Raw genomic sequence first — 25,017 nt, 5'->3', positions numbered from 1 at the left:
TGACTGGGCCGCTGGTCCTGCGTTCACGTGCTCATCCCGATCAGGTGGCCACGGGAACGCAGAACCGGGCGGCAGGGTCTGCATCGCGGGGACGGCGAGAGCGGCGAGCACCTCAGGCCTGCCCGCCAACCGTCCGGTCCCACGGGAGCGTCGAACTGTCGGCCGCCGACCGCGGCGACGGCGGTCACGGGCGGCCGTCGGTGTGCCGATGTCTGTCGTGTCGAGCCCGGATGGCCAACGCGCGACACTGATTCTATGTGCCGTTATCCCCAACAAACCAAGTTATTCACCACCAAGCCGAAAGAACAGAAGACCGCAACAGCCGGCAACCCCAGGCCGTGCTGGTGAGGGCAGGGGACGGACCCGCCGCAGACCCCGTTGGCTAGGGTCCGTCCATGTACTCGGCCAGCTGGCGTGACGTCGTCCGCCGCGACCTGTTCGGCGCCCGTCCGGACCCGCGCGACCGTCCCTACCGCTTCGTCATCCGGATCGCGCTGATCGTCTTCCGGCTCTTCCGTTTCCGGTTCGACGTCCGCGGTCAGGAGCACGTGCCCACCAGCGGTGGCGCCATCATCTGCAGCAACCACGTCAGCTTCCTGGACTTCACCTTCCTCGGGCTGGCTGCGCTGCCGCAGCACCGGCTGGTGCGGTTCATGGCCAAGTCCTCGGTGTTCGGGCACTGGTTCTCCGGCCCCTTCATGCGCGGCATGCAGCACATCCCGGTCGACCGGTCGGCCGGTACCGCGGCGTTCGAGGCGGCGGTGCGCTCCCTCAAGGACGGCCAGGTCATCGGCGTCTTCCCCGAGGCGACGATCAGCAGCTCGTTCACCGTCAAGCAGCTGAAGGCCGGCGCGGCCCGCATGGCCGTCGACGCGGGCGTGCCGATCCTCCCCGCCGCCGTCTGGGGCGGGCAGCGGATCGCCACCAAGGGCCACAAGGTGGTGCTCCAGCGCGACGTCGCGGTCACCGTGGTCATCGGTGAGCCGCTGGTGCCCCAGCCGGGGGAGAAGGTGCAGGCCCTGCTGCGCCGCACCAAGGCGGCCATGGAGGAGCTGCTGGCCGAGGCCCAGCGCTCCTACCCCGACCAGCCCACCGGGGACGACGACCGCTGGTGGCTGCCGGCGCACCTGGGCGGCACGGCCCCCACGCCGGAGCGCGCCGCGGCGCTGGACGACGAGCACGCCGCGGGCCGCAAGGTCGTCGTCCCGAGGACGGGACGGCTGGCGCGGGTGCGCGCGCGACTGCCCCGCCGCTGAGGGCGCGGCGGGCGCTCAGGCCGTCGGCGCCTCGAGCCGGAAGGACTCCAGCTCGGTGCCGTACCAGTGGGAGGTGCGCCCCAGCGGCTGCATGCCCAGCCGCCGGCACACCGCCAGCGACGGTTCGTTGCCCGGCCGCACGACGGCGTAGACCTCCAGCAGCCCCTCGTCGAAGGCCCGGTCGACCACGGCCCGGGCGGCCTCGGTGGCGTAGCCGTGGCCCCAGCTGTCCGGGTGCAGGTGCCAGCCGACCTCGACCTCGCCGACCCCGTTGGGCAGCGGTTTGAGCAGCACCGTGCCCGCCGGCGGGCCGCCGTCGAGCCGGTCGACCGCCCAGCAGCCGTGCACCGGGTTCAGCTCGTGCACCAGCCGCCAGCGCTCGACCAGCTCGGCCGGGCCGATCGTGGGCGGGCCGCCGAGCCAGCGGGTCACCTCGTCGCGGCCGTAGACGTCGGCCAGTCGTGCGAGGTCGGCGGGCCGGGTGGTCCAGGCCCGCAGGCGCAGCCGATCGGTGCACAGCAGCTCCACCGGTACGGGCTACCGCCGTCCGGGGGCGGGGAAACCCACCGCCGGGGGACGATGAGCCCTCCCGGGGACCGGCCCCGGTCCGACGGAGGGACTTCCCGTGCTCGAGAGCGTGCTGCACCGCAGCCTCGGCGTGCACCGGGCGCTCGACCCGGTGGGCGTGCTGCCCGCGGCCGCGCACCGGCTGGACGCCAACCCCCGGCTGGCCCCGGACGAGGTGCGGGTCGCCGTGCAGCGCATCGACCTCGACGCCGCGGGCTGGCAGGCCGGGCAGCAGGGCCGGGACGGCGACGCGGTGCGGGCCGAGCTGCTCGCCGGGATCGACCGCCGCGGGAAGCTCGACGACCCGGCGTTCGGCACCGCCGGCATGCTCGTCGGCGTCGTCGAGGAGGTCGGCCTGGACTCCCCGCTGGGCCTCGCGCCCGGGCAGCGGGTGGCCACGCTGCTGCCGCTGGCCTGCGTCCCGCTGCGGGTCACCGACGGCCTGACGTCCTGGGACGGCACGAGCCGACACGTCCCGACGACGGGGACGGCGGTGCTCTTCGCCCGCTCCATCGCCGCCGTCCTGCCCGAGGACCTGCCGGAGGAGGCCGCGCTGGCGGTGCTGGGTGTCTGCGGCGCCCCGGCCACCACCGAGCGCGTCGTGCACCGGTCGGGCCACCGGCCCGCGGTCGCCGTGCTGGGCGCGGCCGGCCGGTCGGGGTGCCTGAGCCTGGCCGCTGCCCGCGACGCCCGGGCCGGCCGGCTGGTGGGGGTGGTGGGCACCGAGGTCGAGGCCGCGGCACTGCGCGCCGCCCGGCTGGCCGACGCCGTGGTCGTGGCCGACACCACCGACCCGCTGGCCGTCGCCGCGGCCGTGGGCGAGCCGGTCGACGTCACCGTGGTGTGCGTCGACGCACCGGGAGCCGAGCAGGCCGCGGTCCTCGCGACGGCCGACGGGGGCACCGTGGTCTTCTTCTCCCCGGCTCCCGCCAGTCAGGCGGCGGCCGGAGCGGCCGAGGGGATGGCGACGGACGTGACGATGCTGGTGGGCAACGGCTACACGCCGGGGCACGCGGCCCTGGCCCTGGACCTGTACCGGCGGACGCCGGGCGTGCGGGCCCTGGTCGACGCCCTGGTGGCCCGGTGAGCGGGTCGCTGGTCACCGACGTCACCGTGGGCGACCGCCCCGGGCGGGCCGTGCACGTCGTCGACGGGCGGATCGCCTGGGTCGGTGCCGTGGCCGACGCGCCCGCCGCGGACCGGGTGCTCGACGGCGGGGGAGCCCTGCTCACCCCGGCGTTCGTCGACGCGCACGTGCACGCCACCGCCACCGGCCTGGCGCTCTCCGGGCTGGACCTGCACGCCGCACACAGCCTGCGGGACGCCGTCGCCCTGCTCGCCGCGCAGACCGCGGCGGCCCCCACCGGCACGGTGCTGGGCACCGGCTGGGACGAGACCGACTGGCCCGAGGGCCGCGGGCTGACCCGCGCCGACCTCGACGCCGTGGTGGGCGACCGGCCGGCCTACCTGGCGCGGGTCGACGTCCACTCGGCCACCGTCTCCACGGCACTGCTGGACCGGGTCCCCGGCATCACCGCGCTGGCCGGCTACAGCCCCGACGGGCGGCTGCGGCTCGACGCCCACTCTGCGGCCCGCAACGCCGCCTACGGCTCGGTGCCGGCCGACCAGCGCCGCACCGCCCAGCGGGCCACCCTGGCCGCCGCGGCCGCGCTGGGCATCGGCACGGTGCACGAGATGGCCGGCCCCGAGGTCTCCAGCGCGACCGACCTCGCCGAGCTGCTGGAGCTGGTCGCCGGTGCCCCGGGCCCGCGGGTGGTCGGCTACTGGGGGGAGCTGTCCGAGCGCGGCGGGCTCGACGTCGTCCGCGAGCTCGGGCTGGCCGGCGCCGGTGGCGACCTGTTCTGCGACGGCGCCCTCGGCTCGCACACCGCGGCCCTCTCGCAGCCCTACGCCGACCGCCCCGAGACCTCCGGTGCGCTGCGCTTCGAACTGGGCTCACTGGTCGAGCACGTCCGCGCCTGCACGGCGGCCGGGCTGCAGGCCGGCTTCCACTGCATCGGCGACGCCGCCGTCGACCAGGTGCTGGCCGCGGTCACCGCCGTGGCCGAGGAGCTGGGGCGCGACGCCGTCCGGGCCTCCCGGCACCGCCTGGAGCACGTGGAGATGGTCAGCGACGCGGCCATCGACCTCATGCGCCGCTTCGGCATGGTGGCCAGCGTGCAGCCCGCCTTCGACGCCACCTGGGGCGGGCCGTCCCGGATGTACGCCGAGCGGCTGGGTGCGGACCGGGCGGCCGCGACCAACCCGCTGGCCGACCTCGTGGACGCCGACGTGACCGTCGCCCTGGGCAGCGACGCCCCGGTCACGCCGCTGGACCCGTGGGGTGGGGTTCACGCCGCGGTCGACCACACCACCCGCAGCTCGGGCATGCGGCCCTTCGACGCCTTCGACGCGGCCACCCACGGCGGGTGGGTGGCCGCGCGGGCCGAGCACCCGCAGGGCCCGCTGTCGGTGGGTGCCCCGGCGGACCTGGCGCTGTGGGCCACCGGCCTGACGCTGTCCGGCGTCCTGTCCGCCCGCGAGCGGCCGGCCTGCCGTCAGCTGCTCGTCGACGGTGAGCCCCTGTTGCCGCTCAGCTGAGTCCCCGGCCCCGCCGCGGGGCGTCCCGAGCAGGACGTCGGCGGGGAGACGCCGGTGCAGTGGGATGCTGGTCGGTGGCCGGTCCGAGCGGGGACCGGTCCGACGAGCAGGAGGTGGGCGTGGCGTCAGCGGTCTCGGCCGGCACGGTCGACGCGGGCAGCCCCGCCGTCCCCGAGGGGCGCCGCCGGTCCCGGTGGCCGTGGCGCACCGCCCTGGCCGCCGCCGGTGGCCTCGCGCTGTTCCTCGCCTTCCCCGGCCACGACCTGTCGCTTCTGGCGGTCCTCGGCCCCATGGCGCTGGCGCTGGCCGTGCGCGGGCAGCGGGTGCGCAGCGGCGCGTGGCTGGGGCTGGTCCTCGGCCTGACGTTCATGCTGCCGCTGCTGTCCTGGACCGGCATCTACGTCGGCTCGTTCCCCTGGCTGGCGCTGGCGGTGTTCGAGGCGCTGTACCTGGCCCTGCTAGGCGGGGCCGCGGCCGCGGTCTCCCGGCTGCCGGTCTGGCCGCTGTGGGCCGCCGCGCTGTGGGTCGCCGACGAGGCGCTGCGCGGCCGGGCGCCGCTGGGCGGGTTCCCCTGGGGCCGGCTGGGCTTCAGCCAGGCCGAGGGCCCCTACACCGCGCTCGCCGGCTACGGCGGGGTCCCGCTGGTCAGCCTCGCCGTCGCCCTCACCGGCACGCTGCTGGCCGCTGCGGTCCTCGCGGTGGCCCGGCGGCGACCGGGTCGGCGCGCCGCGGTGCTCGCGCTCCTGGGCGCCCTCGCCGTCCCGCTGGTCGGGTCACTCGCCTGGCTGCCGCTGGCCGGTCCGTCGCTGACCGAGGGCGGCCCGACCCGCACGGTCGCCGTCATCCAGGGCAACGTGCCCCGCGCCGGGCTGGACTTCAACGCCCAGCGCCGCGCGGTGCTCGACAACCACGCCGGCCAGACCCTGGCGCTGGCCGACGCCGTCGCCCGCGGGGAGGCGGTCCAGCCCGACCTGGTGGTGTGGCCGGAGAACAGCTCCGACATCGACCCCTACCGCAACGCCGACGCCGCCGCGGTGATCAGCGAGGCGGCCCGTGCCATCGGCGTCCCGATCCTGGTCGGTGCGGTGGTCGAGGGGCCTGGCGACAAGCTGTCCAACACCGGCATCGTCTGGGACCCGGTCACCGGGCCCGGCGACACCTACGTCAAGCGGCACCCGGTGCCGTTGGCCGAGTACGTGCCCTACCGCTCCTTCTTCCGGTTCTTCAGCAAGAAGGTCGACCTGGTGCGTCACGACTTCGCCCAGGGCACCGGCGTGGGCACCCTGGACGTCGGCGGGGCGCGGGTCGGTGACGTCATCTGCTTCGAGGTCGCCTACGACGGCCTGGTCTCCGACGTCGTGGACGCCGGTGCGGGCATGCTCGTCGTGCAGACCAACAACGCCACCTTCGGCCGCACCGACGAGAGCGCCCAGCAGCTGGCCATGAGCCGCCTGCGGGCGGTCGAGTACGGGCGCACCGTGGTCGTGGCGGCCACCAGCGGGATCAGCGCGATCGTGGCCCCCGACGGCAGCCTGGTGCACCAGTCGGGGCTGTTCACCGCCGACACCTTCGTCGAGCCGATCGCCCAGCGGGACTCCCGCACCCTCGCCGAGCGGCTGGGATCGTCCCCGGAGTGGGTGCTCACCGCCCTGGGCCTGGGTGCGGTCGTGGTCGCGGTGCGGCGGCGCCGTCGTTCGCCGGGGGCCTGACCCGGCCGGGAGCACGATCGACCCCTCGTGCGTTGGACCGGGTGACGTCCCCGAGTCGGTGGCAGGACCCCTGTCACCGAGCGGGCGGAGGAGGAACAGCATGGCCACCATCCACCCCACGGCGCAGCGCCGGCCGTCCCGGCTGCGGACGGCGATCGGCCTCGGCGCGCTCGCCGAGGTCGTCGTCTACGTCCTGGTCGCCTCCTGGATCGGCCTGGGCGCGACGCTGCTCCTGACCCTGGTGACCAGCGCCCTGGGCGCCCTGCTGCTGGCCCGGCAGGGCCGCGCGGCACTGGGGGAGCTGCGGCTGCGCGCCGAGGAGCACCGGGCCCCCGGCCGGGCACTGGGCGACGCCGGGCTGGTCGCACTGGGCGGGCTGCTGATGGTGCTGCCCGGTTTCGTCGGCGACCTGCTCGGCCTGCTGTGCCTGCTGCCGTTCACCCGGGCGCTGCCGCGGGCGGTCCTCGCCCGGCTGCTGCTGCGCACCCTGCCCGACCGGCTGCGTGGCCCGGTGCACGTCCGCTCGGTGCGCACCGAGCCCGTCGCCGGCCCGGCCGAGCCGTTCCGCGCCGGTCCGGCCACCCGTGTCATCGAGGGCGAGGTCGCTCCCTGACGGAGGACCCCGCTGCCCCTGAGACGGGGCCGGGACGCACGACGGCCCCGGTGGGAGATCCCACCGGGGCCGTCGTGTCTGTCGCTGGTGTCAGCTGGCGCGGGTACGGCGCCCGCGGAGCACCTCGAGGCGCTCGGCGAGGACCTCCTCGAGGTCGTCGACCGAACGGCGCTCCAGGAGCATGTCCCAGTGCGTGCGCGGGGGCTTGACCTTCTTGGGGGCCGGCTCGGCGCCACCGACGAGCTTGGCGGCCGAACCGTCGTACTTGCACTCCCAGGTGTCGGGGAGCTCGGCGTCATCGGCGAAGGGCACCGTGACGAGGTGCCCCTGAGCGCACCGGTACTCGGCGTACTGCCGCTCGATGGGCGCGGTGTTGCGCTCGGTCTCGTAGCTCACGCTGCCCAGTCGGCTCCCACGCAGGGATCGCTCGCCCATGGCACACCGTCCTCTCGTGCTGAAGTGGTCTTTCCAGGACTGCCCGGGCCACCGCATGCTCACGCATCCGGTGCGGGTGTCGCAGGGATCAACGACAGATGACGGAATTGGATTCCGTGTCGTGAACGACTCATCATCGCATGGGGTGGGGTCTCAGCGTCCGCCCACCCCATCCGGGTGGGGTCAGCGCAGCGAGAGCTGCCCGGGGCCGGTGGGCGTGGGCTCCAGCTGCCCGCGCGTGTAGTGCCCCCGGCAGAGCACCTGGTAGCGCACCGCGGCGCCCTCGGCGTCCCCGGTGAGCGGTGCCGGCGCGGTGTCGGCGACCACCACGGTGGCGCCTTCTCGCACCATGGCCCCGTCGACCACCCGGGCGTTGAGCTGGCCGGGCAGCCCGCACCAGCACAGCACCTCCACCTGCACCCGCTGGACGTCGTCGGCCAGCTCGAACAGCCGCTGCGTGCCGGGGAACAGCCGGGTGCGGAAGTCGGTGGTCAGCCCGAAGGCGTAGACGTCGACATGAGAGGTGTCGACCAGCTCGGCCAGCTGCTCGACCTGCTCCCCGGTCAGGAACTGCGCCTCGTCGACGATCAGGTAGTCCACCCGGTGCCCGGCGGCCCAGCGGTCGCGCACCAGCAGCCGCACGTCGGTGTCGCCGTCCACCTCGATGGCCTCCCGGCGCAACCCGACCCGGGAGCTGATCTGCGGCGTCCCGGACCGGTCGCCCTGGGTCAGCAGCAGCCCGTGGCGGCCCTGCCGGGTGTGGTTGTGGTCGACCTGCAGGGCCAGCGTGGACTTCCCGCAGTCCATCGGGCCGTGGAAGAAGACCAGGTGCGCCGGCGCCGGGTGCCGCCGGCGGTCACCGGAGGCCGGGACGACGGAGGGGCCGACGGGCTCGACGTCGGGCGGTACGGGTGTCACAGACGCTCCGGGGGTGTGTTGCCGGCCTCGACGATGGCGCGGCGCATGTCCAACCGGGCGAGCAGGACGCCACCCACGACGAAGAACACGACGAGACTGATGATCGCGTACCGGTAGGAGTCGGTCAGCTGGTAGGTCAGCGCGAACAGGAAGGTGCCCAGCCAGCTCGTCCCACGGTCGGAGATCGTGTAGAAGCCGAAGTACTCCGCCTCCTTGCCCGGCGGGATCAGCTGGCTGAACAGCGACCGCGACAGCGCCTGCGTGCCGCCCAGCACGAAGCCGATGACCACCGCCAGCAGGTAGAACTGCACCGCCGCACCCGGGGTGAGGAAGACGGCAGCCACCAGGACGCCGACCCACACCAGCAGCGACCACAGCACGGTGCGCTTGGCCCCGGCGGTCTCCGCGATCCGGCCCATCCCGCGGGCACCGACGAAGGCGACCACCTGCACCAGCAGGATCGCCGACACCAGCGTGGTCTGGGACAGCTCCAGCTGCTCGGAGCCGAACTGCGCCGAGACGGTGATGACGGTCTGCACGCCGTCGTTGAACAGCAGGTAGGCGGCCAGGAACCACAGCGTGAGCCGGTACTGCCGCATGTCGCGCAGGGTGGCGCGCAGCTGCCCGACGCTGGACCGGAACGCTGCTCCCGTCGAGGACGGCACGTCCCCGGACGGCGTCCGGTTGCGCAGCAGGGCCACGCTGACCACGGCGAAGGCCGCCCACCACACCCCGGCCGAGGCCAGGCAGATCCGCACCGCCTCGGCCTCGGTGAGCCCGAACGACTCGTACTGTGTGTAGAGCGCCAGGTTGGCGGCCAGGAGCAGCGCGCCACCCAGGTACCCCAGCGCCCAGCCCCGGCTGGACACGGCGTCCCGCTCGTCAGGGGCGGCCAGGTCGGGCAGCCAGGAGTAGTAGACGACCGTCGCCGCCCCGAAGGCGATGTTGGCCACGATGAACAGCCCCGACCCCAGCAGGTAGCCGCCGCCGGCGACGAAGAACAGACCCATCGTGCACAGCGACCCGATGAGGGTGAACGCCGCGAGCAGCTGCCGCTTGCGTCCCGACCGGTCGGCGACCGCACCGGTCAGCGGCAGGACGACGACCTGCAGCACCACCGACAGCGACACCACGTACCCGAAGAGGCTCCCCGGGGGCATGCCGATGCCCAAGGGGTGGATCCGGCCCTGGGCATCGGCCGCGGCCTCCGCCACCGACGTCAGGTAGGGCGCCAGGAAGACGCTGATGACCGTGGTGTTGAAGGCCGACATGGCCCAGTCGTAGGAGTACCAGCCGGCCCGCTCCCTCCGCAGTGCGCGGTCGGGCTCGGCGGGCAGGACCTCGGGGGCGGCGCTCACCGGCGCAGCGTGTCAGGCACCGGCACGCGGGTCCAGCACTCCACGCCCTCCACCGGGGCACACCGGCCGCTCACGGGACCTCCGGTGGGACGACGCCTCCCGGGAACGCCGCGGTGGTGGTGCCCGGCCGGGTCGGGTCGGCGTACGCGACCCGGTCGGTCGGCTCCCCGGCGCGCAGCGGGGCCAGCCCGCGGGTCAGGGCCGCGTCGATCCGGGTGCGGGCCCGGTTGGCGTCACCGAGCCGCCCCAGCCGCAGGTCGGAGAAGTCGACCGGCGGGCCGATGTGCACCCGCAGCGCCGGCTGGCGCCACAGGGCCGTGAGCAGGGTGGACACCTTCCCCCAGCCCATGCCGTACTGCACCACCTCGTGGGCGCCCCACTGACTGACCGGGATGACCGGGACGCCGGCACCCAGCGCCATCCGCGCCATGCCGGTGCGGCCGCGCTCGGGCCACCCGTCGGCGGTCAGCCCGATCCGCCCCTCGGGGTAGGCGACGACGTGCCCGCCGGCGGCCAGCGCCACCTCGGTCACCCGGACGGCGTGCGCGGCGACGTCGGTGCCCCGTTCCACCCGGATGCTGCCGCTGCGCTCCAGCAGCGGCCCGACGACCGGGAACGCCATCACGCCGCTCTTGACCAGGAACCGGGGACGCAGCCCGGCCCGGCGCAGCGCGACCCCGATGAGGAAGGGGTCGAAGTCGCCGATGTGGTTGACCGCCAGCAGCAGCGGGCCGTCCTGCAGCTCCTCCGGGACACCACCGGTGAGCTGCAGCCGGCCGAAGGCCAACGGCACCCAGGCCAGCCGGCGCAGCGCGAACCGCCAGAGCCACCACGGCGGCGCGGCGGCGATCGCGAGCTCGCGGGCGAACCACTCCGGGTCCCCGGGACCCACCCGGTCGGCCAGCTCCACCGGCAGGGGAGGGGCGGCCGGACGCCAGGCGTGCAGCCGGTCGGCCAGCCTCGTCGTCCGTGTGCCTGTCGTCGGTGTGCTCGTCGTCGGTGTGCTCGTCGTCCCTGCGTCCGGGCTGTCGCTCACGCGCCGGTCCACTGGCCGCGGGCGACCAGCAGGTCGCGCAGCATCGCGGGACGGTCGGTCATCACCCCGTCGACGCCGAGATCGAGCATCCCGGCGGCCTCGGCCTCGCTGTCGACGGTCCACACGTGCACCTGCAGGCTGCGGGCGTGCGCGGCGGCCAGGAAGCGCTCGTCGACCAGCGGCCGGCCACCCAGCGACAGCGGCACCTGCGCACAGCCGGCCTCGATCCGCACCAGCCCGGCGGCGCGGGGGGAGTACGACGACAGCCGCAGCGCCGCCACGCCCTTGGGCCCCAGGGAGGTGCAGACGTCGGGACCGAAGACCCGGCGGGCCGCCGCGATCCGGGCGTCGGAGAACGAGCCGAGACAGATCCGGTCCTCGATGCGCAGCCGGCGGACGGTGCGCACCAGCGGGGCGAGCACCCCGGCCGCCTTGATGTCGAGGTTGAACCGCACGTCCGGCCACGCACCGAGCAGGTCCTCCAGCCGCAGGATCGGCTCACGGCCACCGATCAGAGCGCCCTGCAGGTCACGCCACGGCATCGCCTCCACCCGGCCGGGGCGGTCGGTGACCCGGTCCAGCGTCGAGTCGTGGAACGCGACGAGCTCGCCGTCGGAGGTCACCCGGACGTCGGTCTCGAGGTACCGGTAGCCCAGCTCGACGCACTGCTCGAACGCCGGGAACGTGTTCTCCAGGTGCTCGATGGCACCGCCGCGGTGGGCCATCGCCACCGGGGTCGGGCCGTCGAGGAATGCATAACGCGGGCCCGGCACACCACCACGCTAGTGCCGGGCGGTCCTGCCGGTGGAACGGGTGCTCGAGGCCGGGCCCCACTCGGGCTGTGGCGTGTCCGTTCCGTCCTGTCGTACCGGGCGTCTACCGTCCCTGACGTGGCTGTAGAGCACGAGACCGAGGTGCGCCCGGCCTCCCGCAACCGACGCACCAAGGGCGAGGAGCGCCGCTGCGGGTGGTGTCGCAGTGTGCTGCCCGCTCAGGAGTCGGTCGGGCGCCCCCGCCTGTACTGCGGCCAGGCGTGCCGCCAGCGGGCCTACGAGCAACGGTCGGCGACCGCGAAGGCCGGCCTGTCCGACGACGTGGTGCTGGTGACCCGCGCCGAGCTCGACGGCCTGCAGGACCGGCTGTACCAGCTGCGCTGTGCCATCGAGGACGTGCAGACGGTGCTCTCGGAGAAGCCCACGAAGGCCGAGCTGGAGAAGTCGCTCGTCGAGCTGGTCCGGTCGACCGGCCGACTCGACCGGCTGTGGCTCAACGGCAGGTCACCCAGCTGACCGGACCTCTTGCGTCACCGTGACGGAAGTAGGTCGAGGAGCCGGTGAGTGAGGGGGAGGGGCGGACGTGCCGCCCCTCCGCCGTCAGGTCTCAGCCGTCGGAGTCGTTGTCCGAACCGCTGTTGCCGCCGTCGTCGCCGGTCTCGTTGTCGTTCTCGTTGTCGTTGTTACGGGGCAGGCCGCCCTGGGAGACGCCGGCCGGGTCACTGCCACCGGGGTTCGTGGTCTCGTTGTCGCTGCTGTCGCCGTCGCGGCGCTCTGTGCCACCGCCGGCCGCACTGCAGGCGGTCAGCGTGGCCGGTCCACCGACCAGAGCCAGCGCGACGAACAGGGCTGCCACCGGGCGTCGGATGTTCATGTCTCGACCCTACGAAGGGTTGCCGTCCGCCGCTCCCTGAGACGGCGGAATCACAAGCCATTGCGTCAGAGTGACGTAACCAGGTTGGTGCGGGTGGACGCACGAGAGGGTGCTCATGAGCGGCCTGGGCGGCTGGACGGTCGTTGATCACCGGATGACCGGACGCAGGTCCGCCGAGCCGAGCGCCGCCTCGTTGATCAACTCCGGAGCTCGAGAGCATCCGGGGCGATGCACGTCCGTGTGTCCGTGCCGACCGTCAGGAGCCAGCGAGACCGACGGTGAAGCGCACCGGAGATCGTCGACATGACGTCCGGGGAGCGACCGGTGGCGTCCCGTCGACATGTCGCAGTGGTGACATATGACGACCGCTGCGTGGGTCGTCCACCGACTGGTCCGGTCAGCTGGTCCACCGGGTCTGAACGGCACCCCGTTCAGCCCGATCCGGTGCGCCGATAATCGACATTATGTCAAGTAGTGGAGAGGAGACCCGCTCCTGGGACACTCCCCGGCTCACCCGGTGAAGGTGACGTCCTCGGTCGGAACGACTCCCGCCGTGCGTCCGGGTGCCGCCTGGAAGCGCCAGTACAGGTTGGTGTGCGCGATGACCTGGTCGACCGGCGGAGCGCCCCAGACGGTCTTGTCGCCGGCCGTGTGTGCGTCGCCGACCAGTGTCACGTCATAGCCCCGGGTGAAGCCCCCGTGGATGGTCGACCGGATGCAGGCGTCGGACTCGGCGCCGGCGACCACCAGGCGCCCGACGCCCGCGCCAGCCAGGACGTCCTCCAGGTCGGTGCCCTCGAACGAGTCGCCGTAGGACTTGTGCACCAGCGGCTCGGACTCCTGGCGCACGAGCTCGGGCACGTACTGCCAGTCGTCGCTGCCCTGGGGCATCTCGTCGTCGGAGTGGGCCACCCACACGACCGGGACACCTGCGGTCCGGGCCCGGTCGACCAGCGCCTTGATGTTGCCGACGACGGCGTCGCGCTGGTGGGCGCCGGTCACCACACCCTGCTGGACGTCGACGACGAGGAGGGCGGTGTTCGGGCGATCGGTCAGCGTGGTCACGATGACTCCCCTGCTGCTCGGACGGGCCGGTACGACGTCCGTGACGGTAGCGCCGTCCACCGACGATCTCAGCCGTTCGCGCGGTCACCCGACGTCCAGAGCTCGACGAGCTGACCGATCGGGACGGCGACGCGCTCGTCGTCGGGGCAGCGCCACACAGGACCGGTGACGCCATGTCCGGGCTGCATGGGATGCCAGTGGCCGGGACAGGCGGGCCAGGCGCCACCGCCCTCCTCCATGACCAGGTCCTGCACCGTGCCGGCGACGTCCCACACTGCACCGTCGAGGTCGTCGGCTCCGGTGAGGACGTCGTCCGAACCGCTCCCGGTCGAGGTCCGGGTCTCCAGGTACAGCTGCGGGAAGTCCACCGGCCGGGTCGGTGGACCCTCGGGCGAGGGGTCAGGTCCGTCCACCTCACGCGCAACGACTCCGCCGCAGCCTGCGGCGCCGAGCCACTCTGGGGGCAGCCTGTCGTGGACAGCCGACCAGTCGACCTCGGTCTCGTGCACGGCGATCCGCCAGACGAGGTCGAGCTCGGTCGTGGATGCGATGTCGAGGAACACGCGGGCGGCAGCAGCCTCGTACCTCGGTCGTTGAACGGCCAGCCGAGCCCGCCAGTCGGCCATCGCCTGGAGGTCGCGGTCCAGGAGGCGACCGGGTCCACCTGGCCGTTCGAAGGCGACCCAGGTGTCGATCTCCTCGAAGAGCTCGTCAGGACCGCTGATGTCGGCGTGTGCTCCGGCCACCCGGTGGAGGAGATCGCCATAGCAGGCCCAGAGGGCGCCGTCCCTGGCCTCCAACCGCCAGACGTCGACCACTCCCCTGTCTCGCTCGATGCGCCGTGCGACGTCCGCGAGCACCGCCGCCCAGTGGTCACGCTCCGTGACGTCCGGCCAGGCGGGAAGAGGTGGGGTGGGCACTCGGTCATCCTGCTCGGTGACCGCCGCCGGCGCACCGCAGTTCCGGTCAGCCCATCGTCTTCTGGCCGTCGAGGGTCTCGCGGAGGACGTCGGCGTGGCCGGCGTGCTGGGCGGTCTCGGCGATCAGGTGGAGCAGCGTGCGTCGCGCCGACTGGCGCGCGCCGGGGGTGAACCAGGGTGCCTCCGGCAGCAGGTGATCGGCGTCGAGGTCGGGCAGGGTGCGCACCAGTTCGTCGGTGCGGGCGGCGACCGCGGCGTACTCAGCCAAGACGCCGGCAAGTGTCTCCTCGGGCAGCAGGTCGTGCTCGGCGGCCCAGCGCTCGGCCATCTGCGGACTGCTCCAGTCGGCCGTCGGGAAGGCGGCCGCGCCATGAACCATGAAGTCGGCCCAGGCGGCCTCGGTCGCCGCCACGTGCTTCACGATGCCGCCCAGGCACAGCTCGCTGACGGTCGGGCGCAGCCGCGCCTGGTCGTCGGTCAGCCCCTGGACGGTGTAGCGGAGGAAGTACCGGTGGCGGCCCAGGCTCTCGAGCAGGTCGGTGCGCTCCCGGTCCAGCGGAGCGGTGCCCGGTCCTGATACCGGCCGGCTGATCGTGTCGGTGGTCATGGCGGTTGCCCCTCTCGACGTCGGTACGGATGACGGTAGGGGTCATTGCGGTCATTTCCTGTCCTAAGACGGCATGCTGGAGCGGTGGCCAACACCAGCTCGCGGACGCTCCGGTTGCTGTCCCTGCTGCAGAGCCAGCGGTACTGGGCCGGGGCCGACCTGGCCGACCGACTGGGCGTCTCCGGGCGCACGCTGCGGCGCGACGTCGAACGGCTGCGGGAGCTCGGGTACCCGGTGGCGGCCAGCCGAGGGGTCGACGGCGGTTACCAGCTGACCCACGGGGTCTCCCTGCCGCCGCTGGTGCTCGACGACGACGAGGCGGTCGCCCTGGCCGTCGGGCTCCGGTCGGCGACGCACTCGTCGGTGAGCGGCATGGCCGAGGCATCGGTGCGGGCGCTCACCAAGGTCGTCCAGGTCATGCCCCAGCGGCTGCGCCGGCGGGTGGAGGCGTTACAGGCGGTCACCGTCCCGGCCGCGTGGGGCGAGGCCGGGACGGAGCCGGTCGACCCGCTGGCGCTCACGACCGTCGCCCAGTGCTGCCGGGACGCCGAACGGCTCACCTTCGACTACGTGGCGTCTGACGGCGCCAGCAGCGGCCGGCACGTGGAGCCGCACCGGCTCGTCCCCGTCGGGCAGCGGTGGTACCTGGTGGCCTACGACCTCGTCCGCGGGGACTGGCGCACGTTCCGGCTGGACCGGCTCGCCGAGGCGGCCACCACCGGGCAGCACTTCGCACCGCGCCGGCTGCCCGCGACCGACGCCGCCAGCTTCGTGCTGGCCGGCCTGGCGGGCCGACGCGACCCCCACCGGGTGGAGGTGCTGGTGGCCGCCCCGGCCGCCGAGGTGGTCGCGCACGTGGCTCGCTGGGGCACCGTCACCGCCGTCTCCCCCACCAGCTGCCGGCTCAGCATGACCGCCGACGACCTGAGCTGGCCGGCGATGGCCCTGGGATCACTGGGCCATGAGTTCACCGTGCAGTCACCGCCCGAGCTGCTCCAGCTGCTCACCGACTGGTCCGAGCTCTACTCGCGTGCCGTCCGGCGCACGGAGTGACACGTTCCTGGAACCTCATCGGTCGTCCTTGGGGCTGTTGCGGATGGGCTTTCCATTGCTGGTGAGTGGCAATTTGTTGGGGATAACGGACCAGTCCAGGGAAGGGCTCCATGTGTGTCATCGGCAGGTCGGCCGCTGGCGGTGACGCCCCTGGAACTCGTCGGCTGCTCGACGGCGAGACGGCCGACAGGGCGACATGGGCACTCAGCGCGGCACCCCGAGGCCGGGCAGTTCGCCCCCTCCCGTGTGCCGAACGCCGACCCCCGCGAGGGAGACGTGGCAGGGCGACCAGCCTCCCCCGGGGCGCCGGACCACCGTCCCGGCCGCATCGCCACGACTCCCGCTCGAGTCGGCCGGACCGAGGCCCGGGCGGACCGGTGACCCCACTGTGACGGAATGAGGCCCGGCCCCCGGTGACAGCCGAGGCCGGTCGCGGACCGGCCTCGCTCCCCCGCATCGTTGCTGGTTTTCCCTCGTTTTGACGCGAGCGCTTTGTTGGGCATAACGGTGTCCTGGTGAACGACGTGGGGGTGGGTCGGCACCAGCCGCTCCACCCCCACGGGCCGGGACTCCTCAGGAGATCTCAGCTCGCTCGATGCGGAGCCAGCCCAGCGCCATGGGCAGCCCGAGCCACAGCGCGCTCGCGGTGGCCAGCTGCAGCCATCCCTGGGCGTCCGCTCCCCCCTCGGCCACCGGGACTCCCGCCGTCGTCAGGTCCAGCCAGTCGCCCACCCAGTCCAGCGCACCCACCGTGGTGACCAGGACCGTGAACACCGTCGGCAGCACGAGGTAGGTGACGATCGCCAGCGGCGAGCTGAGCAGCAGCATCCCGAACGCCACACCCGACAGCACGTAGACCAGCTGCAGCAGGACCACCCCGCCGAGTTCGGCCGCACCCAGCGACCAGTCCGCCGAGCCGTCGGTCACCAGCGGCGTGAGGACGACGGCCCCCGCGGAGACCACCAGCGTCGCGGCCACCCCGAGCAGGGCGAGGCCGGCTGCGGCCAGCACCTTCGCGGTGAGCACCCGGGAGCGCCGGGGCACCAGCGCGAAGGTGGTCATCGCCGTCCGCTGGGACCACTCGCTGGTGACCAGCAGGATGCCGAGCACCGGGAGCAGCACGCCGGTGGCCAGCTGGGTGAACTGCAGGTGGTCGGACAGGCTCAGCGCGTCGTCGCTCGTGAACAGGCCCAGCGCGACCGTGCCGGCGACCGCCAGGACGATCACGGCCAGCAGCCAGCGCCCGGCCCGGGTGTCGCAGGACTTGCGCAGCTCCACGCGGGTGAGCCGGGGTAGTGACGGCGTCCTGACCGCCCCGGTCGGCCGACGCGGGACGGTCTCGAGGGTCACGGCGCTCATGCCGCCACCGCCGGCTGCCCCGTCGCGGCGTCCTGAGCACCGGTGAGGGCCCGGAACAGCTCCTCCAGGCCCTCGCTGCCGGCCTGCCGCAGCTCGGTGAGCACCGCCCCGGCAGCCGCGGCCGCCTGTCCGACGGCGAGCGGGTCGGCGTCGGCGACGAGGTCGTCACCGTCCCCGGGTGCGACGGCGATGCCCGCCGTCCGCAGGGCGGCGGCCAGCACGGCCCGGTCCGGTCCGCGGACGACGGTCCCGCGGCGGCCCAGCAGCTCCGTCCGGCTCCCCTGGGCCGCGACCCGGCCGCCGGCGATGACGACGAGCTGGTCGGCCACCGCCTCCACCTCGCGCAGCTGGTGGGAGCTGAGCAGCACCGTGCCGCCCCGGTCGGCGAAGCCGCGGAGCAGCCCGCGCATCCACCAGATGCCGGCGGGGTCGAGTCCGTTGGCGGGCTCGTCGAGCACCAGCACCTCGGGGTCGCCGAGCAGGGCGGCCGCCAGGCCCAGCCGCTGGCGCATGCCGAGGGAGTACGCGCCCACGCGGGTGCCGGCCGGGCGCCCGGCCAGGCCGACGTCCGCGAGCACCTCGTCGACCCGCGCGACGCCGACGCCGAGGACGGCCGCGGTGAGGGTGAGCGTCTTCCGGCCGGTGCGGCCGGCGTGCTGCGCCCCGGCGTCCAGCAGGACGCCGACCTGCCGGCCGGCGTTGGGGAGGTCGCGGGCGGCGCGGCCGCCGATGGTGGCCGTGCCGCTGGTCGGGACGGTGAGCCCGACCAGCGCCCGCAGGGTGGTGGACTTGCCGGCGCCGTTGGGGCCCAGGAAGCCGGTCACGGTGCCCGGCGGGCAGGAGAAGGACACGTCGGATACGACGGTCCGGGCGCCGTAGCGCTTGGTGAGGTGCTCGACGGTGATCATGCCGACGAGCCTGGCCGGCGGACCGGTCGGGGCACATCGCCCGGGAGTCGCCGGCCGGGGCCACCTCGGTCGCCGCCCGGTGGGCCACAGGTCGCACCGACCCCCTCCTTCGGTCGGTTCCCGCGGGCCCTCGCCGTCCGTAACCTCGGCGCGGTGACCCTCACCCGCCCGTCGGAGCCGACCTCCCCGGGTCGCGAGCGCGCGTGGCTGATGCCCGCCCCGGTGTCCCCGGACGCCCGGCCCCTCGGCCGGCGGTCGGCGCGTGACTGGCTGGTCGACCTGTGCTGCTTCCTGCTGGCCGGCGCCTGCGGCACGGTGCTGCTGGGGGTGACGCTGAGCGAGCCGCAGCCGCCGGCGGACGCGGTGCTGCTGATCGACGCACTGGCCGGTGGCCTGGCGATCTGGGCGCTGTGGTGGCGCCGGCGGTGGCCGGTGCCGGTGGCCCTCCTCCTGGCGCTGGTCGGCTGCTTCTCGGAGATGGTCGTCCTCGCCGCCGCGATCGGCCTGTTCACCGTCGCGGTGCACTGTCGGCTGGTCCCGGTGCTGGTCGTCGCGGCCGTCAACGTCGTGTCCGGTGGCGTCTTCGCGCTGCTGCGGCCCGACGAGGAGATCTCCTTCGCCTGGCTGGTGGCCTTCACCGTGCTCGTGACCGCCGCCGTCGTCGCGTGGGGCATGTTCGTCCGGGCCCGGCGCCAGCTGGTCCTGTCGTGGCACGAGCGGGCGGTGCGGGCCGAGAGCGAGCAGCTGCTGCGGGTCGAGCAGGCCCGGCACACCGAGCGCACCCGCATCGCGCGGGAGATGCACGACGTGCTTGCCCACCGGCTGTCGCTGCTGAGCATGCACGCCGGGGCGCTGGAGTTCCGGCCCGACGCCCCACCGGCCGAGGTCGCCCAGGCCGCGGGCGTGGTGCGGGCCAGCGCCCGGCAGGCCCTGGAGGACCTGCGGGAGGTGATCGGCGTGCTGCGCGAGTCCCCCGACGAGGACGGCGGCACGCGCCCGCAGCCGGGCCTGGCCGACGTCCCGGCGTTGGTCGAGGAGAGCCGGGAGGCGGGGCTGCGGGTGCGGGCGGAGTACGGGGTGGCCGACCTCGGCGCTGCCCCGTCGGTGATCGGCCGGACCGCCTACCGGGTGGTCCAGGAGGCGCTGACCAACGTGCGCAAGCACGCCCCCGGCACCGTCGCCACCGTCTCGGTGACCGGCGGCCCGGGCACCGGGCTGACGGTCGACGTGCGCAACCCAGCACCCACCGGCGGGGCGCACGGCGACGCCCTGCCCGGGGCGGGGACGGGCCTGGTCGGGCTGCTCGAGCGGGTCACCCTCGCCGGGGGTGGGCTGGCGCACGGCTGGACGCCGGACGGGGAGTTCCGGCTGACCGCGACGCTGCCGTGGCCGGCGTGACCGGGTCGGTGCGGGTGCTGGTCGTCGACGACGACGCCCTGGTGCGCTCGGCGCTGGCCATGGTGCTCGGCGGTGCCCCGGGCCTGGAGCTGGTCGGTGAGGCCGCCGACGGGGCGGAGGTCCCGGCAGCGGTGGCCAGGACCCGCCCGGACGTCGTCCTGATGGACATCCGGATGCCGCGGACCGACGGGCTGACGGCGACCGAGGCGCTCATGGGGGCACCGGACGCCCCGGCGGTGATCGTGCTGACCACCTTCGACGCCGACGACCAGGTGCTGCGTGCGCTGCGGGCCGGTGCCAGCGGCTTCCTGCTCAAGGACACCCCGCCGGCGGCCATCGTCGACGCCGTGCGCCGGGTCGCCGACGGGGAGCCGATGCTCTCGCCGACCGTGACCCGCCAGCTGATCGCGCACGTCTCCGCGGTGGGGCCGGTGCCGCCGGGTGAGGCGCGGCAGCAGCGGGCCCGGGACCGGCTGGCGGTGCTCAGCGAGCGGGAGCGCGACGTGGCCCTGGCCGTGGGCCGCGGGCTGTCCAACGCGCAGGTCGGCACCGAGCTGTACCTGAGCGTGGCCACGGTCAAGGCGCACGTGTCCCGGCTGATGGTGAAGCTCGACCTGACGAACCGGGTGCAGGTGGCGCTGCTCGTGCACGACGCCGACCTGGTCTGACGCGCATCGGACCGCTCCCCCGCTGCTGGGTCTTCTTGGGTTGATCAGCGGCGCGATCGTTGGGGATAACGGTTGATGGACGAACGCAGGACGGCGCGGTGGCGCAGCCCTGCCCGTGGCGGCTAGCGCTCGCGCCAGCGGCGGCCCTGCAGCCACCAGCCCAGCCGCCGGGTCATCCACGGCAGCAGCAGGTAGGTCATCAGCGGCGTGAGGGTGAGCGTGGTGACCGCCACCCGGAGCACCACGTTCACGTCGGCCAGCAGCGCGCCGAGGGTGACCGTGGCGAGCAGGTTGAGCGGGAAGAAGACCAGCCAGATCGTGACGGCCTGCTTCCACCGGGGCGGGGCCACCGGCGGCGGTGCGGCGGGCAGCTCCGTGGCTGCCTCGACGGGGGCGTCGAACCAGCCCTCGATGCCGCTGCGCCGCTCGGTGCGGGTCACCTCCGCCAGTCCCTGGGCCGAGCCGAGCCACCAGCGACGCTCGGAGCTCGCCTCCCAGGCGGCGAGCATGGCCGGCGAGGAGAAGCGGCACAGCATGTGCCACTCGTCCGCGCCGTGCCGGGGACGGACCCAGCCGCCCCCCAGGAAGCCGGGGAAGCCCTCGGCCATCGTCAGCCCCGCCCGGATCCAGGCGGTCATCTCCACCGCGTGCGCCGGGTCGGCGCGCCGGGTGAACGAGACGGTCACCGGCAGTTCCGGGGTCTCCGGTACTGCGGGTGCCGGTGCAGCACTCTCCATGCGACACAGGATCGCCGTCATCTGTGTCGAACGTGCAACGAGGTGCCCCCGCGCGCCGCCCGGCCCGGGCACAGCAGGGCTGGTCATGATCGGGGCATGGCGGCCGTCGAGGAGTTCTGGACCCGGGTCAGCTCCACCTCTCCCCCGCTGCCGGGGTGGGCCCTGGCCGCCTCGGCAGCGCTGGCCGCCGTCCTGGTGCTCTCCCCCGCGCTGTGGCGCTCGGCGCGGCACGCGGTCACCATCGCCCACGAGGGCGCGCACGGGCTGGCCGCGCTGGTCACCGGACGCCGGCTGGCGGGCATCCGGCTGCACTCGGACACCTCGGGGGTCACCGTCTCCGCCGGGCGGGCGAGCGGTCCGGGCATGGTGCTCACCGCGGCCGCGGGCTACACCGGCCCGGGGCTCATCGGGCTGGGCGCGGCCGCGCTGCTGGCCGCCGGGTACGCCGTCGGGCTGCTGTGGGCGCTGCTGCTGCTCCTGGCGCTGCTGCTGGTGCAGATCCGCAACTGGTACGGGCTGTGGTCGGTGCTGGTCACCGCGGCCCTGGTGTTCGCCGCCACCTGGTGGGCGCCCGCGGAGGGCCAGACGGCGTTCGCCCACGTGGTCACCTGGTTCCTGCTGCTGGCCGCCCCGCGCACGGTGCTGGAGCTGCAGCGCTCCCGGCGGCGCGGCACGGCGCGGGACTCCGACGCCGACCAGCTGGCCCGGCTCACCCGGCTGCCGGGCTTGCTGTGGGTGGGGCTGTTCCTGCTCGTGGACGGCGGCGCGCTGGTGCTCGGCAGCCTGTGGCTGCTCGCGCCGTCCACCGGCTGATCCGGACCCGGCCCGGGCGGGGCGATCGCTGCTCCCGTCGCCGTCCGCGCGGGATCTGCGTTCTCGTGGTCACCCGCGCCCGGAGGCCACGAGGACGCAGATCTCACCACCGACCGGTGCGAGCCGGCCGGCCCCCGCCCCCTCGCCGGGCCCAGCGCCGCTTTGAGCGTGGCTTGGGGGGCGAGGGGGCCCTGCGTCAGTCGCTGGTGGGGCGGTTCCGGCGGCGGGGGGCGGCGTTGGGCGGCTGGTGGACCGGCGCGACCTCGAGCGCCGGCGGGACGGCCATCTCCACGCCGTCCTGGGCGACGTCCACCTTCTCCCCGTGGTGGTGGATGGTCAGCGGCTCGTCGCCGTAGACCAGCCGGTAGGTGGCCCGCTCGGGGGTGACGGTCACCGACAGGCAGCGGCCCTGGAAGACCACCCGGAACCGCAGCCGGGTGATCCGCGGGGGCAGCCGCGGCGCGAAGGTGAGCTCGCCCCCGTGGTCGCGCATCCCGCCGAACCCGCCGACGGCGACCATCCACCCACCGGCCAGCGAGGCGATGTGCAGGCCGTGGCCGCTGTTGCCGTGCAGGTTCTGCAGGTCGGTCAGCGCCGCCTCGCCCCAGTAGTCGTGGGCGAGCTGGAGGTGCCCGGTCTCGGCCGCGATGACCGCCTGCACCGCCGCCGACAGCGAGGAGTCGCGCACGGTGCGCGCCTCGTAGTAGGCGAAGTCGGCGATCTTCTCCTCGAGGGTGAAGGCGTCGCCACGCAGGTGCAGGGCCATCACCAGGTCGGCCTGCTTGACGACCTGCTTCCGGTAGATGTCGAAGTAGGGGAAGTTCAGCAGCAGCGGGTACTGGTCGGGCCGGGTGCCGGCGAAGTCCCACTCCTCGTGGTGGGTGAAGCCCTCCGACTGCTCGTGCACGCCGAGCACCTTGTTGAACGGCACCCGCATCGCCTCGGCCGCGCGCGACCACCGGTCGACCTCGTCCTCGCCCACCTGCAGCCGCACGGCCGTGTCGGGGTTGCGGCCCACCGCGGCGACGGCCTCGCGGAGGTTCCGCTGCGCCATCAGGTTCGTGTAGACGTTGTTGTCGACCACGGCCGTGTACTCGTCGGGGCCGGTGACCCCGTCGATCCGGAAGTTCTGCTCCCCGTCGAAGTGGCCCAGCGAGCTCCACAGCCGCGCGGTCTCCACCAGCAGCTCGGTGCCGTAGTCGCGGTCGAAGACCTCGTCGCGGGTGGCGGCGGTGTAGCGGGCGACGGCGTCGGCGATGTCGGCGTTGATGTGGAACGCCGCCGTCCCGGCCGGCCAGTAGCCCGAGGTCTCCTCGCCGCGGATGGTGCGCCACGGGAAGGCCGCGCCGTCGAAGCCGAGCACGCGGGCCCGGTCGCGAGCCTGGTCGAGGATGGAGTGCCGCCACAGCAGCGCGTCGCGCACCGCCTGCGGCGCGGTGTAGGTGAGCACCGGGAGCACGTACGTCTCGGTGTCCCAGAAGGTGTGCCCGTCGTAGCCGTCGCCGGTGAGCCCCTTGGCCGGGATGGGCTGGCGCTCGGCGCGCAGCCCGGCCTGCAGGACGTGGAACATGCCCACCCGCACGGCCTGCTGCAGCTCCGCGTCGCCCTCGATCTCGACGTCGGCCTCGTCCCAGTGGGTGTCCAGCAGCTCGCGCTGCTCGCGCAGCAGCCGGTCCCAACCGGCCAGCTTCGCCGTCGCCAGCGCACCCTCCACCTGGTCCCGCATGGCGGCCGGGGACCGCCGGCTGGACCAGCCGTAGGCCAGGTACTTGACCAGCCGCAGCTTCGAGCCGGCCGGCAGGCGCGCGGCGAGCTGGTAGCGCGCCAGGTCCGCCGACACCTCGAGCTCCTCGGACGCGGAGTCCGGGATCTCCACCTCGTGGTCCATCCCGGCGGCCATCCGCAGCTTGCTGCGCCGGGTCTGGTGCACCAGGACGGCGTGCCGGGCGCGGCCCTCGTGCAGCTCGGAGACCAGGGGCCGGTCCATGGCCGAGCCCGCCCGCGGGTCGTCGGTCTCGGTGGTGGAGACGGCCTCGTTGGCCAGCAGGTCCGACTGCAGGGCGATGTAGAGGTCACCGGAGTCGTCGGTGCACTCGACGGTGTACTCGATGGCCGCGATCGAGCGGCGGGTGAGGGAGACCAGCCGGGTGCTGGTGACCCGCACCTGCCGGCCGCTGGGCGAGCGCCACTCGGTGGTGCGGCGCAGCACGCCGTCGCGCAGGTCCAGGGTGCGGCGGTGGTCGATCAGGTCGCCGTACTGCAGGTCCAGCGGGGAGTCCCCGACCAGCAGCCGGATGATCTTGCCGTCGGTGACGTTGACGACCGTCTGGCCCTGCTCGGGGAAGCCGTAGCCGGCCTCGGCGTAGGGCAGCGGCCGCTCCTCGAAGAAGCCGTTGAGGTAGGTGCCCGGGACGACGACGGGCTCCCCCTCCTCGAAGGTCCCGCGCATGCCGATGTGCCCGTTGGCGAGGGCGAACACCGACTCGTTGACACCCAGGGAGGCCAGGTCCAGCCCGATCGCGGTGACCGACCAGGGCTCGACGACGAAGTGCGCGCGCCCCTCGGTCACTGCTGGGCCTCCAGCAGCTCGTCCAGGTCCTGGACGACGACGTCGGCGCCGTGCTCGCGCAGCGCCTCGGCCTGCCCGACCCGGTCCACGCCGACGACGAAGCCGAAGTCCCCGGCCCGGCCGGCCTCGACCCCGGACAGGGCGTCCTCGAACACCACGCACTGCGCGGGCGTCATGCCCAGCGCCCGCGCCCCGGCCAGGAACGGGTCCGGGGAGGGCTTGCCGCGCAGGCCCTCCGCGGCGGCGACCAGCCCGTCGACCCGGGCGTCGATCAGGTCGGCGAACCCGGCGGTGGCGATGACGTTGCCGCCGTTGGCCGACGCGGTCACCACCGCGGTGGCCAGGCCCGCGGCCTTGGCGGCACGCAGGTAGCGCATCGAGCCCTCGTAGACCTGCACGCCGTGCTCGTCGAGCTCGGCCAGCACCAGCTGGTTCTTGCGGGTCGCCACCCCGGTGACGGTCGCGGCGTCGGCGGGGTCGTCGTCGCTGCCCTCGGGCAGGGTGATGTCCCGGCTGGCCAGGAAGTCGCGGACGCCGTCCTTGCGGGGCTTCCCGTCGACGTAGCGGTTGTAGTCGTCGCCGCTGAACTCGGCCGCCGACGGGTCCCGACCCTGGAGGAACTCGTCGAAGGTGCGCTTCCAGGCAGCCTGGTGCACCTTCGCGGTCTGGGTCAGGACCCCGTCGAGGTCGAACAAGCAGGCCCGGATGTCATCGGGGAGTCCCAGCACGCGCGCAACCGTACGGCGCCCGGATGTCGGTCCCGTGCGCAGTCCTCCCGGA

25 protein-coding genes are annotated in these 25,017 nt (G+C 74.2%); 10 read left to right on the top strand and 15 right to left on the bottom strand.

Annotation, left to right across the window (positions count from 1 at the left end):
• Positions 1-395: 395 nt before the first annotated feature.
• Positions 396-1,256, top strand: a complete 861-nt coding sequence (locus KUM42_RS00590; RefSeq protein WP_237494382.1) for a 1-acyl-sn-glycerol-3-phosphate acyltransferase — start codon at positions 396-398, stop codon at positions 1,254-1,256.
• A 15-nt stretch (positions 1,257-1,271) separates the two neighbouring features.
• Here the strand turns inward: KUM42_RS00590 and KUM42_RS00585 are convergent, their stop codons facing one another.
• A complete protein-coding gene (locus KUM42_RS00585) occupies positions 1,272-1,784 on the bottom strand; it encodes a GNAT family N-acetyltransferase (RefSeq protein ID WP_237494381.1) in 513 nt (170 codons plus the stop codon).
• A 97-nt stretch (positions 1,785-1,881) separates the two neighbouring features.
• Between KUM42_RS00585 and KUM42_RS00580 the strand changes: the two genes are divergently transcribed.
• The 4 genes from KUM42_RS00580 (at position 1,882) to KUM42_RS00565 (ending at position 6,746) form a co-directional block, all read left to right on the top strand.
• Entirely contained in the window at positions 1,882-2,910 is a 1,029-nt protein-coding gene (locus tag KUM42_RS00580; RefSeq protein ID WP_237494380.1) for an L-erythro-3,5-diaminohexanoate dehydrogenase, read from the top strand.
• Positions 2,907-4,424: an amidohydrolase gene (locus KUM42_RS00575; RefSeq protein WP_237494379.1), complete on the top strand. Its 1,518-nt coding sequence runs from the start codon at positions 2,907-2,909 to the stop codon at positions 4,422-4,424. The genes KUM42_RS00580 and KUM42_RS00575 overlap by 4 nt, the downstream gene beginning before the upstream one ends.
• Before the next feature lie 119 nt (positions 4,425-4,543).
• Entirely contained in the window at positions 4,544-6,133 is a 1,590-nt protein-coding gene (lnt, locus tag KUM42_RS00570; protein WP_237494378.1) for an apolipoprotein N-acyltransferase, read from the top strand.
• Between the two features lie 100 nt (positions 6,134-6,233).
• Complete coding sequence (locus KUM42_RS00565; protein WP_237494377.1) at positions 6,234-6,746, top strand: FxsA family protein; 513 nt, start codon at positions 6,234-6,236, stop codon at positions 6,744-6,746.
• Positions 6,747-6,836: 90 nt separating this feature from the next.
• Here KUM42_RS00565 and KUM42_RS00560 read toward each other — a convergent pair whose 3' ends face one another.
• The 5 genes from KUM42_RS00560 to KUM42_RS00540 all read right to left on the bottom strand — a co-directional run bounded on the left by KUM42_RS00560 (position 6,837) and on the right by KUM42_RS00540 (position 11,266).
• Complete coding sequence (locus tag KUM42_RS00560; RefSeq protein ID WP_036332628.1) at positions 6,837-7,181, bottom strand: RNA polymerase-binding protein RbpA; 345 nt, start codon at positions 7,179-7,181, stop codon at positions 6,837-6,839.
• A gap of 183 nt (positions 7,182-7,364) precedes the next feature.
• On the bottom strand, positions 7,365-8,099 hold the full coding sequence (locus tag KUM42_RS00555) for a thymidine kinase (RefSeq protein ID WP_237494376.1): 735 nt from the start codon (positions 8,097-8,099) through the stop codon (positions 7,365-7,367).
• Positions 8,096-9,457, bottom strand: a complete 1,362-nt coding sequence (locus KUM42_RS00550; RefSeq protein WP_237494375.1) for an MFS transporter — start codon at positions 9,455-9,457, stop codon at positions 8,096-8,098. The genes KUM42_RS00555 and KUM42_RS00550 overlap by 4 nt, the downstream gene beginning before the upstream one ends.
• 70 nt (positions 9,458-9,527) lie before the next feature.
• Entirely contained in the window at positions 9,528-10,493 is a 966-nt protein-coding gene (locus tag KUM42_RS00545; protein ID WP_237494374.1) for a 1-acyl-sn-glycerol-3-phosphate acyltransferase, read from the bottom strand.
• Positions 10,490-11,266, bottom strand: coding sequence for a glycerophosphodiester phosphodiesterase (locus KUM42_RS00540; RefSeq protein ID WP_237494373.1), 777 nt, complete (start codon positions 11,264-11,266; stop codon positions 10,490-10,492). Before KUM42_RS00540 ends, KUM42_RS00545 begins: the two co-directional genes overlap by 4 nt.
• Positions 11,267-11,383: 117 nt before the next feature.
• On the opposite strand from KUM42_RS00540, the gene KUM42_RS00535 reads away from it, so the two are divergent.
• Positions 11,384-11,782: a hypothetical protein gene (locus KUM42_RS00535; RefSeq protein ID WP_237494372.1), complete on the top strand. Its 399-nt coding sequence runs from the start codon at positions 11,384-11,386 to the stop codon at positions 11,780-11,782.
• Positions 11,783-11,873: 91 nt separating this feature from the next.
• Here KUM42_RS00535 and KUM42_RS00530 read toward each other — a convergent pair whose 3' ends face one another.
• From KUM42_RS00530 to KUM42_RS00515, 4 genes are all read right to left on the bottom strand, one after another.
• Complete coding sequence (locus tag KUM42_RS00530) at positions 11,874-12,140, bottom strand: hypothetical protein (protein ID WP_237494371.1); 267 nt, start codon at positions 12,138-12,140, stop codon at positions 11,874-11,876.
• Between the two features lie 510 nt (positions 12,141-12,650).
• Positions 12,651-13,205: an isochorismatase family protein gene (locus KUM42_RS00525; RefSeq protein WP_237494370.1), complete on the bottom strand. Its 555-nt coding sequence runs from the start codon at positions 13,203-13,205 to the stop codon at positions 12,651-12,653.
• A 68-nt stretch (positions 13,206-13,273) separates the two neighbouring features.
• A complete protein-coding gene (locus KUM42_RS00520; RefSeq protein WP_237494369.1) occupies positions 13,274-14,065 on the bottom strand; it encodes a hypothetical protein in 792 nt (263 codons plus the stop codon).
• Positions 14,066-14,171: 106 nt separating this feature from the next.
• Positions 14,172-14,732 (bottom strand): DinB family protein, encoded by a 561-nt coding sequence (locus KUM42_RS00515; RefSeq protein ID WP_237494368.1) that lies wholly within the window; start codon positions 14,730-14,732, stop codon positions 14,172-14,174.
• An 84-nt stretch (positions 14,733-14,816) separates the two neighbouring features.
• Here KUM42_RS00515 and KUM42_RS00510 point away from each other — a divergent pair, with 84 nt between their 5' ends.
• On the top strand, positions 14,817-15,785 hold the full coding sequence (locus KUM42_RS00510) for a YafY family protein (protein WP_237494367.1): 969 nt from the start codon (positions 14,817-14,819) through the stop codon (positions 15,783-15,785).
• A gap of 573 nt (positions 15,786-16,358) precedes the next feature.
• Here the strand turns inward: KUM42_RS00510 and KUM42_RS00505 are convergent.
• Together KUM42_RS00505 and KUM42_RS00500 are read right to left on the bottom strand one after the other, a co-directional pair.
• The gene (locus KUM42_RS00505) at positions 16,359-17,144 is read right to left on the bottom strand and encodes a hypothetical protein (RefSeq protein WP_237494366.1); all 786 of its coding nucleotides are present in this window, start codon (positions 17,142-17,144) and stop codon (positions 16,359-16,361) included.
• Positions 17,141-18,052: an ATP-binding cassette domain-containing protein gene (locus KUM42_RS00500; RefSeq protein WP_237494365.1), complete on the bottom strand. Its 912-nt coding sequence runs from the start codon at positions 18,050-18,052 to the stop codon at positions 17,141-17,143. Before KUM42_RS00500 ends, KUM42_RS00505 begins: the two co-directional genes overlap by 4 nt.
• Positions 18,053-18,205: 153 nt before the next feature.
• Between KUM42_RS00500 and KUM42_RS00495 the strand changes: the two genes are divergently transcribed.
• Both KUM42_RS00495 and KUM42_RS00490 read left to right on the top strand, forming a co-directional pair.
• Positions 18,206-19,450 carry a sensor histidine kinase gene (locus KUM42_RS00495; protein WP_237494364.1) on the top strand — a complete coding sequence of 415 codons (1,245 nt, stop codon included), beginning with the start codon at positions 18,206-18,208 and terminating at the stop codon, positions 19,448-19,450.
• Entirely contained in the window at positions 19,447-20,118 is a 672-nt protein-coding gene (locus tag KUM42_RS00490) for a response regulator transcription factor (protein ID WP_237494363.1), read from the top strand. The genes KUM42_RS00495 and KUM42_RS00490 overlap by 4 nt, the downstream gene beginning before the upstream one ends.
• Positions 20,119-20,240: 122 nt before the next feature.
• On the opposite strand, the gene KUM42_RS00485 is transcribed toward KUM42_RS00490, so the two are convergent.
• Positions 20,241-20,855 carry an antibiotic biosynthesis monooxygenase gene (locus KUM42_RS00485; RefSeq protein WP_237494362.1) on the bottom strand — a complete coding sequence of 205 codons (615 nt, stop codon included), beginning with the start codon at positions 20,853-20,855 and terminating at the stop codon, positions 20,241-20,243.
• A gap of 96 nt (positions 20,856-20,951) precedes the next feature.
• Between KUM42_RS00485 and KUM42_RS00480 the strand changes: the two genes are divergently transcribed.
• Positions 20,952-21,668 (top strand): M50 family metallopeptidase, encoded by a 717-nt coding sequence (locus tag KUM42_RS00480; protein ID WP_237494361.1) that lies wholly within the window; start codon positions 20,952-20,954, stop codon positions 21,666-21,668.
• Between the two features lie 196 nt (positions 21,669-21,864).
• On the opposite strand, the gene KUM42_RS00475 is transcribed toward KUM42_RS00480, so the two are convergent.
• Positions 21,865-24,237 carry a glycoside hydrolase family 65 protein gene (locus KUM42_RS00475; protein ID WP_237494360.1) on the bottom strand — a complete coding sequence of 791 codons (2,373 nt, stop codon included), beginning with the start codon at positions 24,235-24,237 and terminating at the stop codon, positions 21,865-21,867.
• Positions 24,234-24,965 carry an HAD family phosphatase gene (locus KUM42_RS00470; RefSeq protein ID WP_237494359.1) on the bottom strand — a complete coding sequence of 244 codons (732 nt, stop codon included), beginning with the start codon at positions 24,963-24,965 and terminating at the stop codon, positions 24,234-24,236. The genes KUM42_RS00475 and KUM42_RS00470 overlap by 4 nt, the downstream gene beginning before the upstream one ends.
• Between the last annotated feature and the right edge of the window lie 52 nt (positions 24,966-25,017).

The organism is Modestobacter sp. L9-4, from assembly GCF_019112525.1.
GTDB lineage: Bacteria > Actinomycetota > Actinomycetes > Mycobacteriales > Geodermatophilaceae > Modestobacter.
This window is presented reverse-complemented; position numbering and strand designations above follow the sequence as displayed.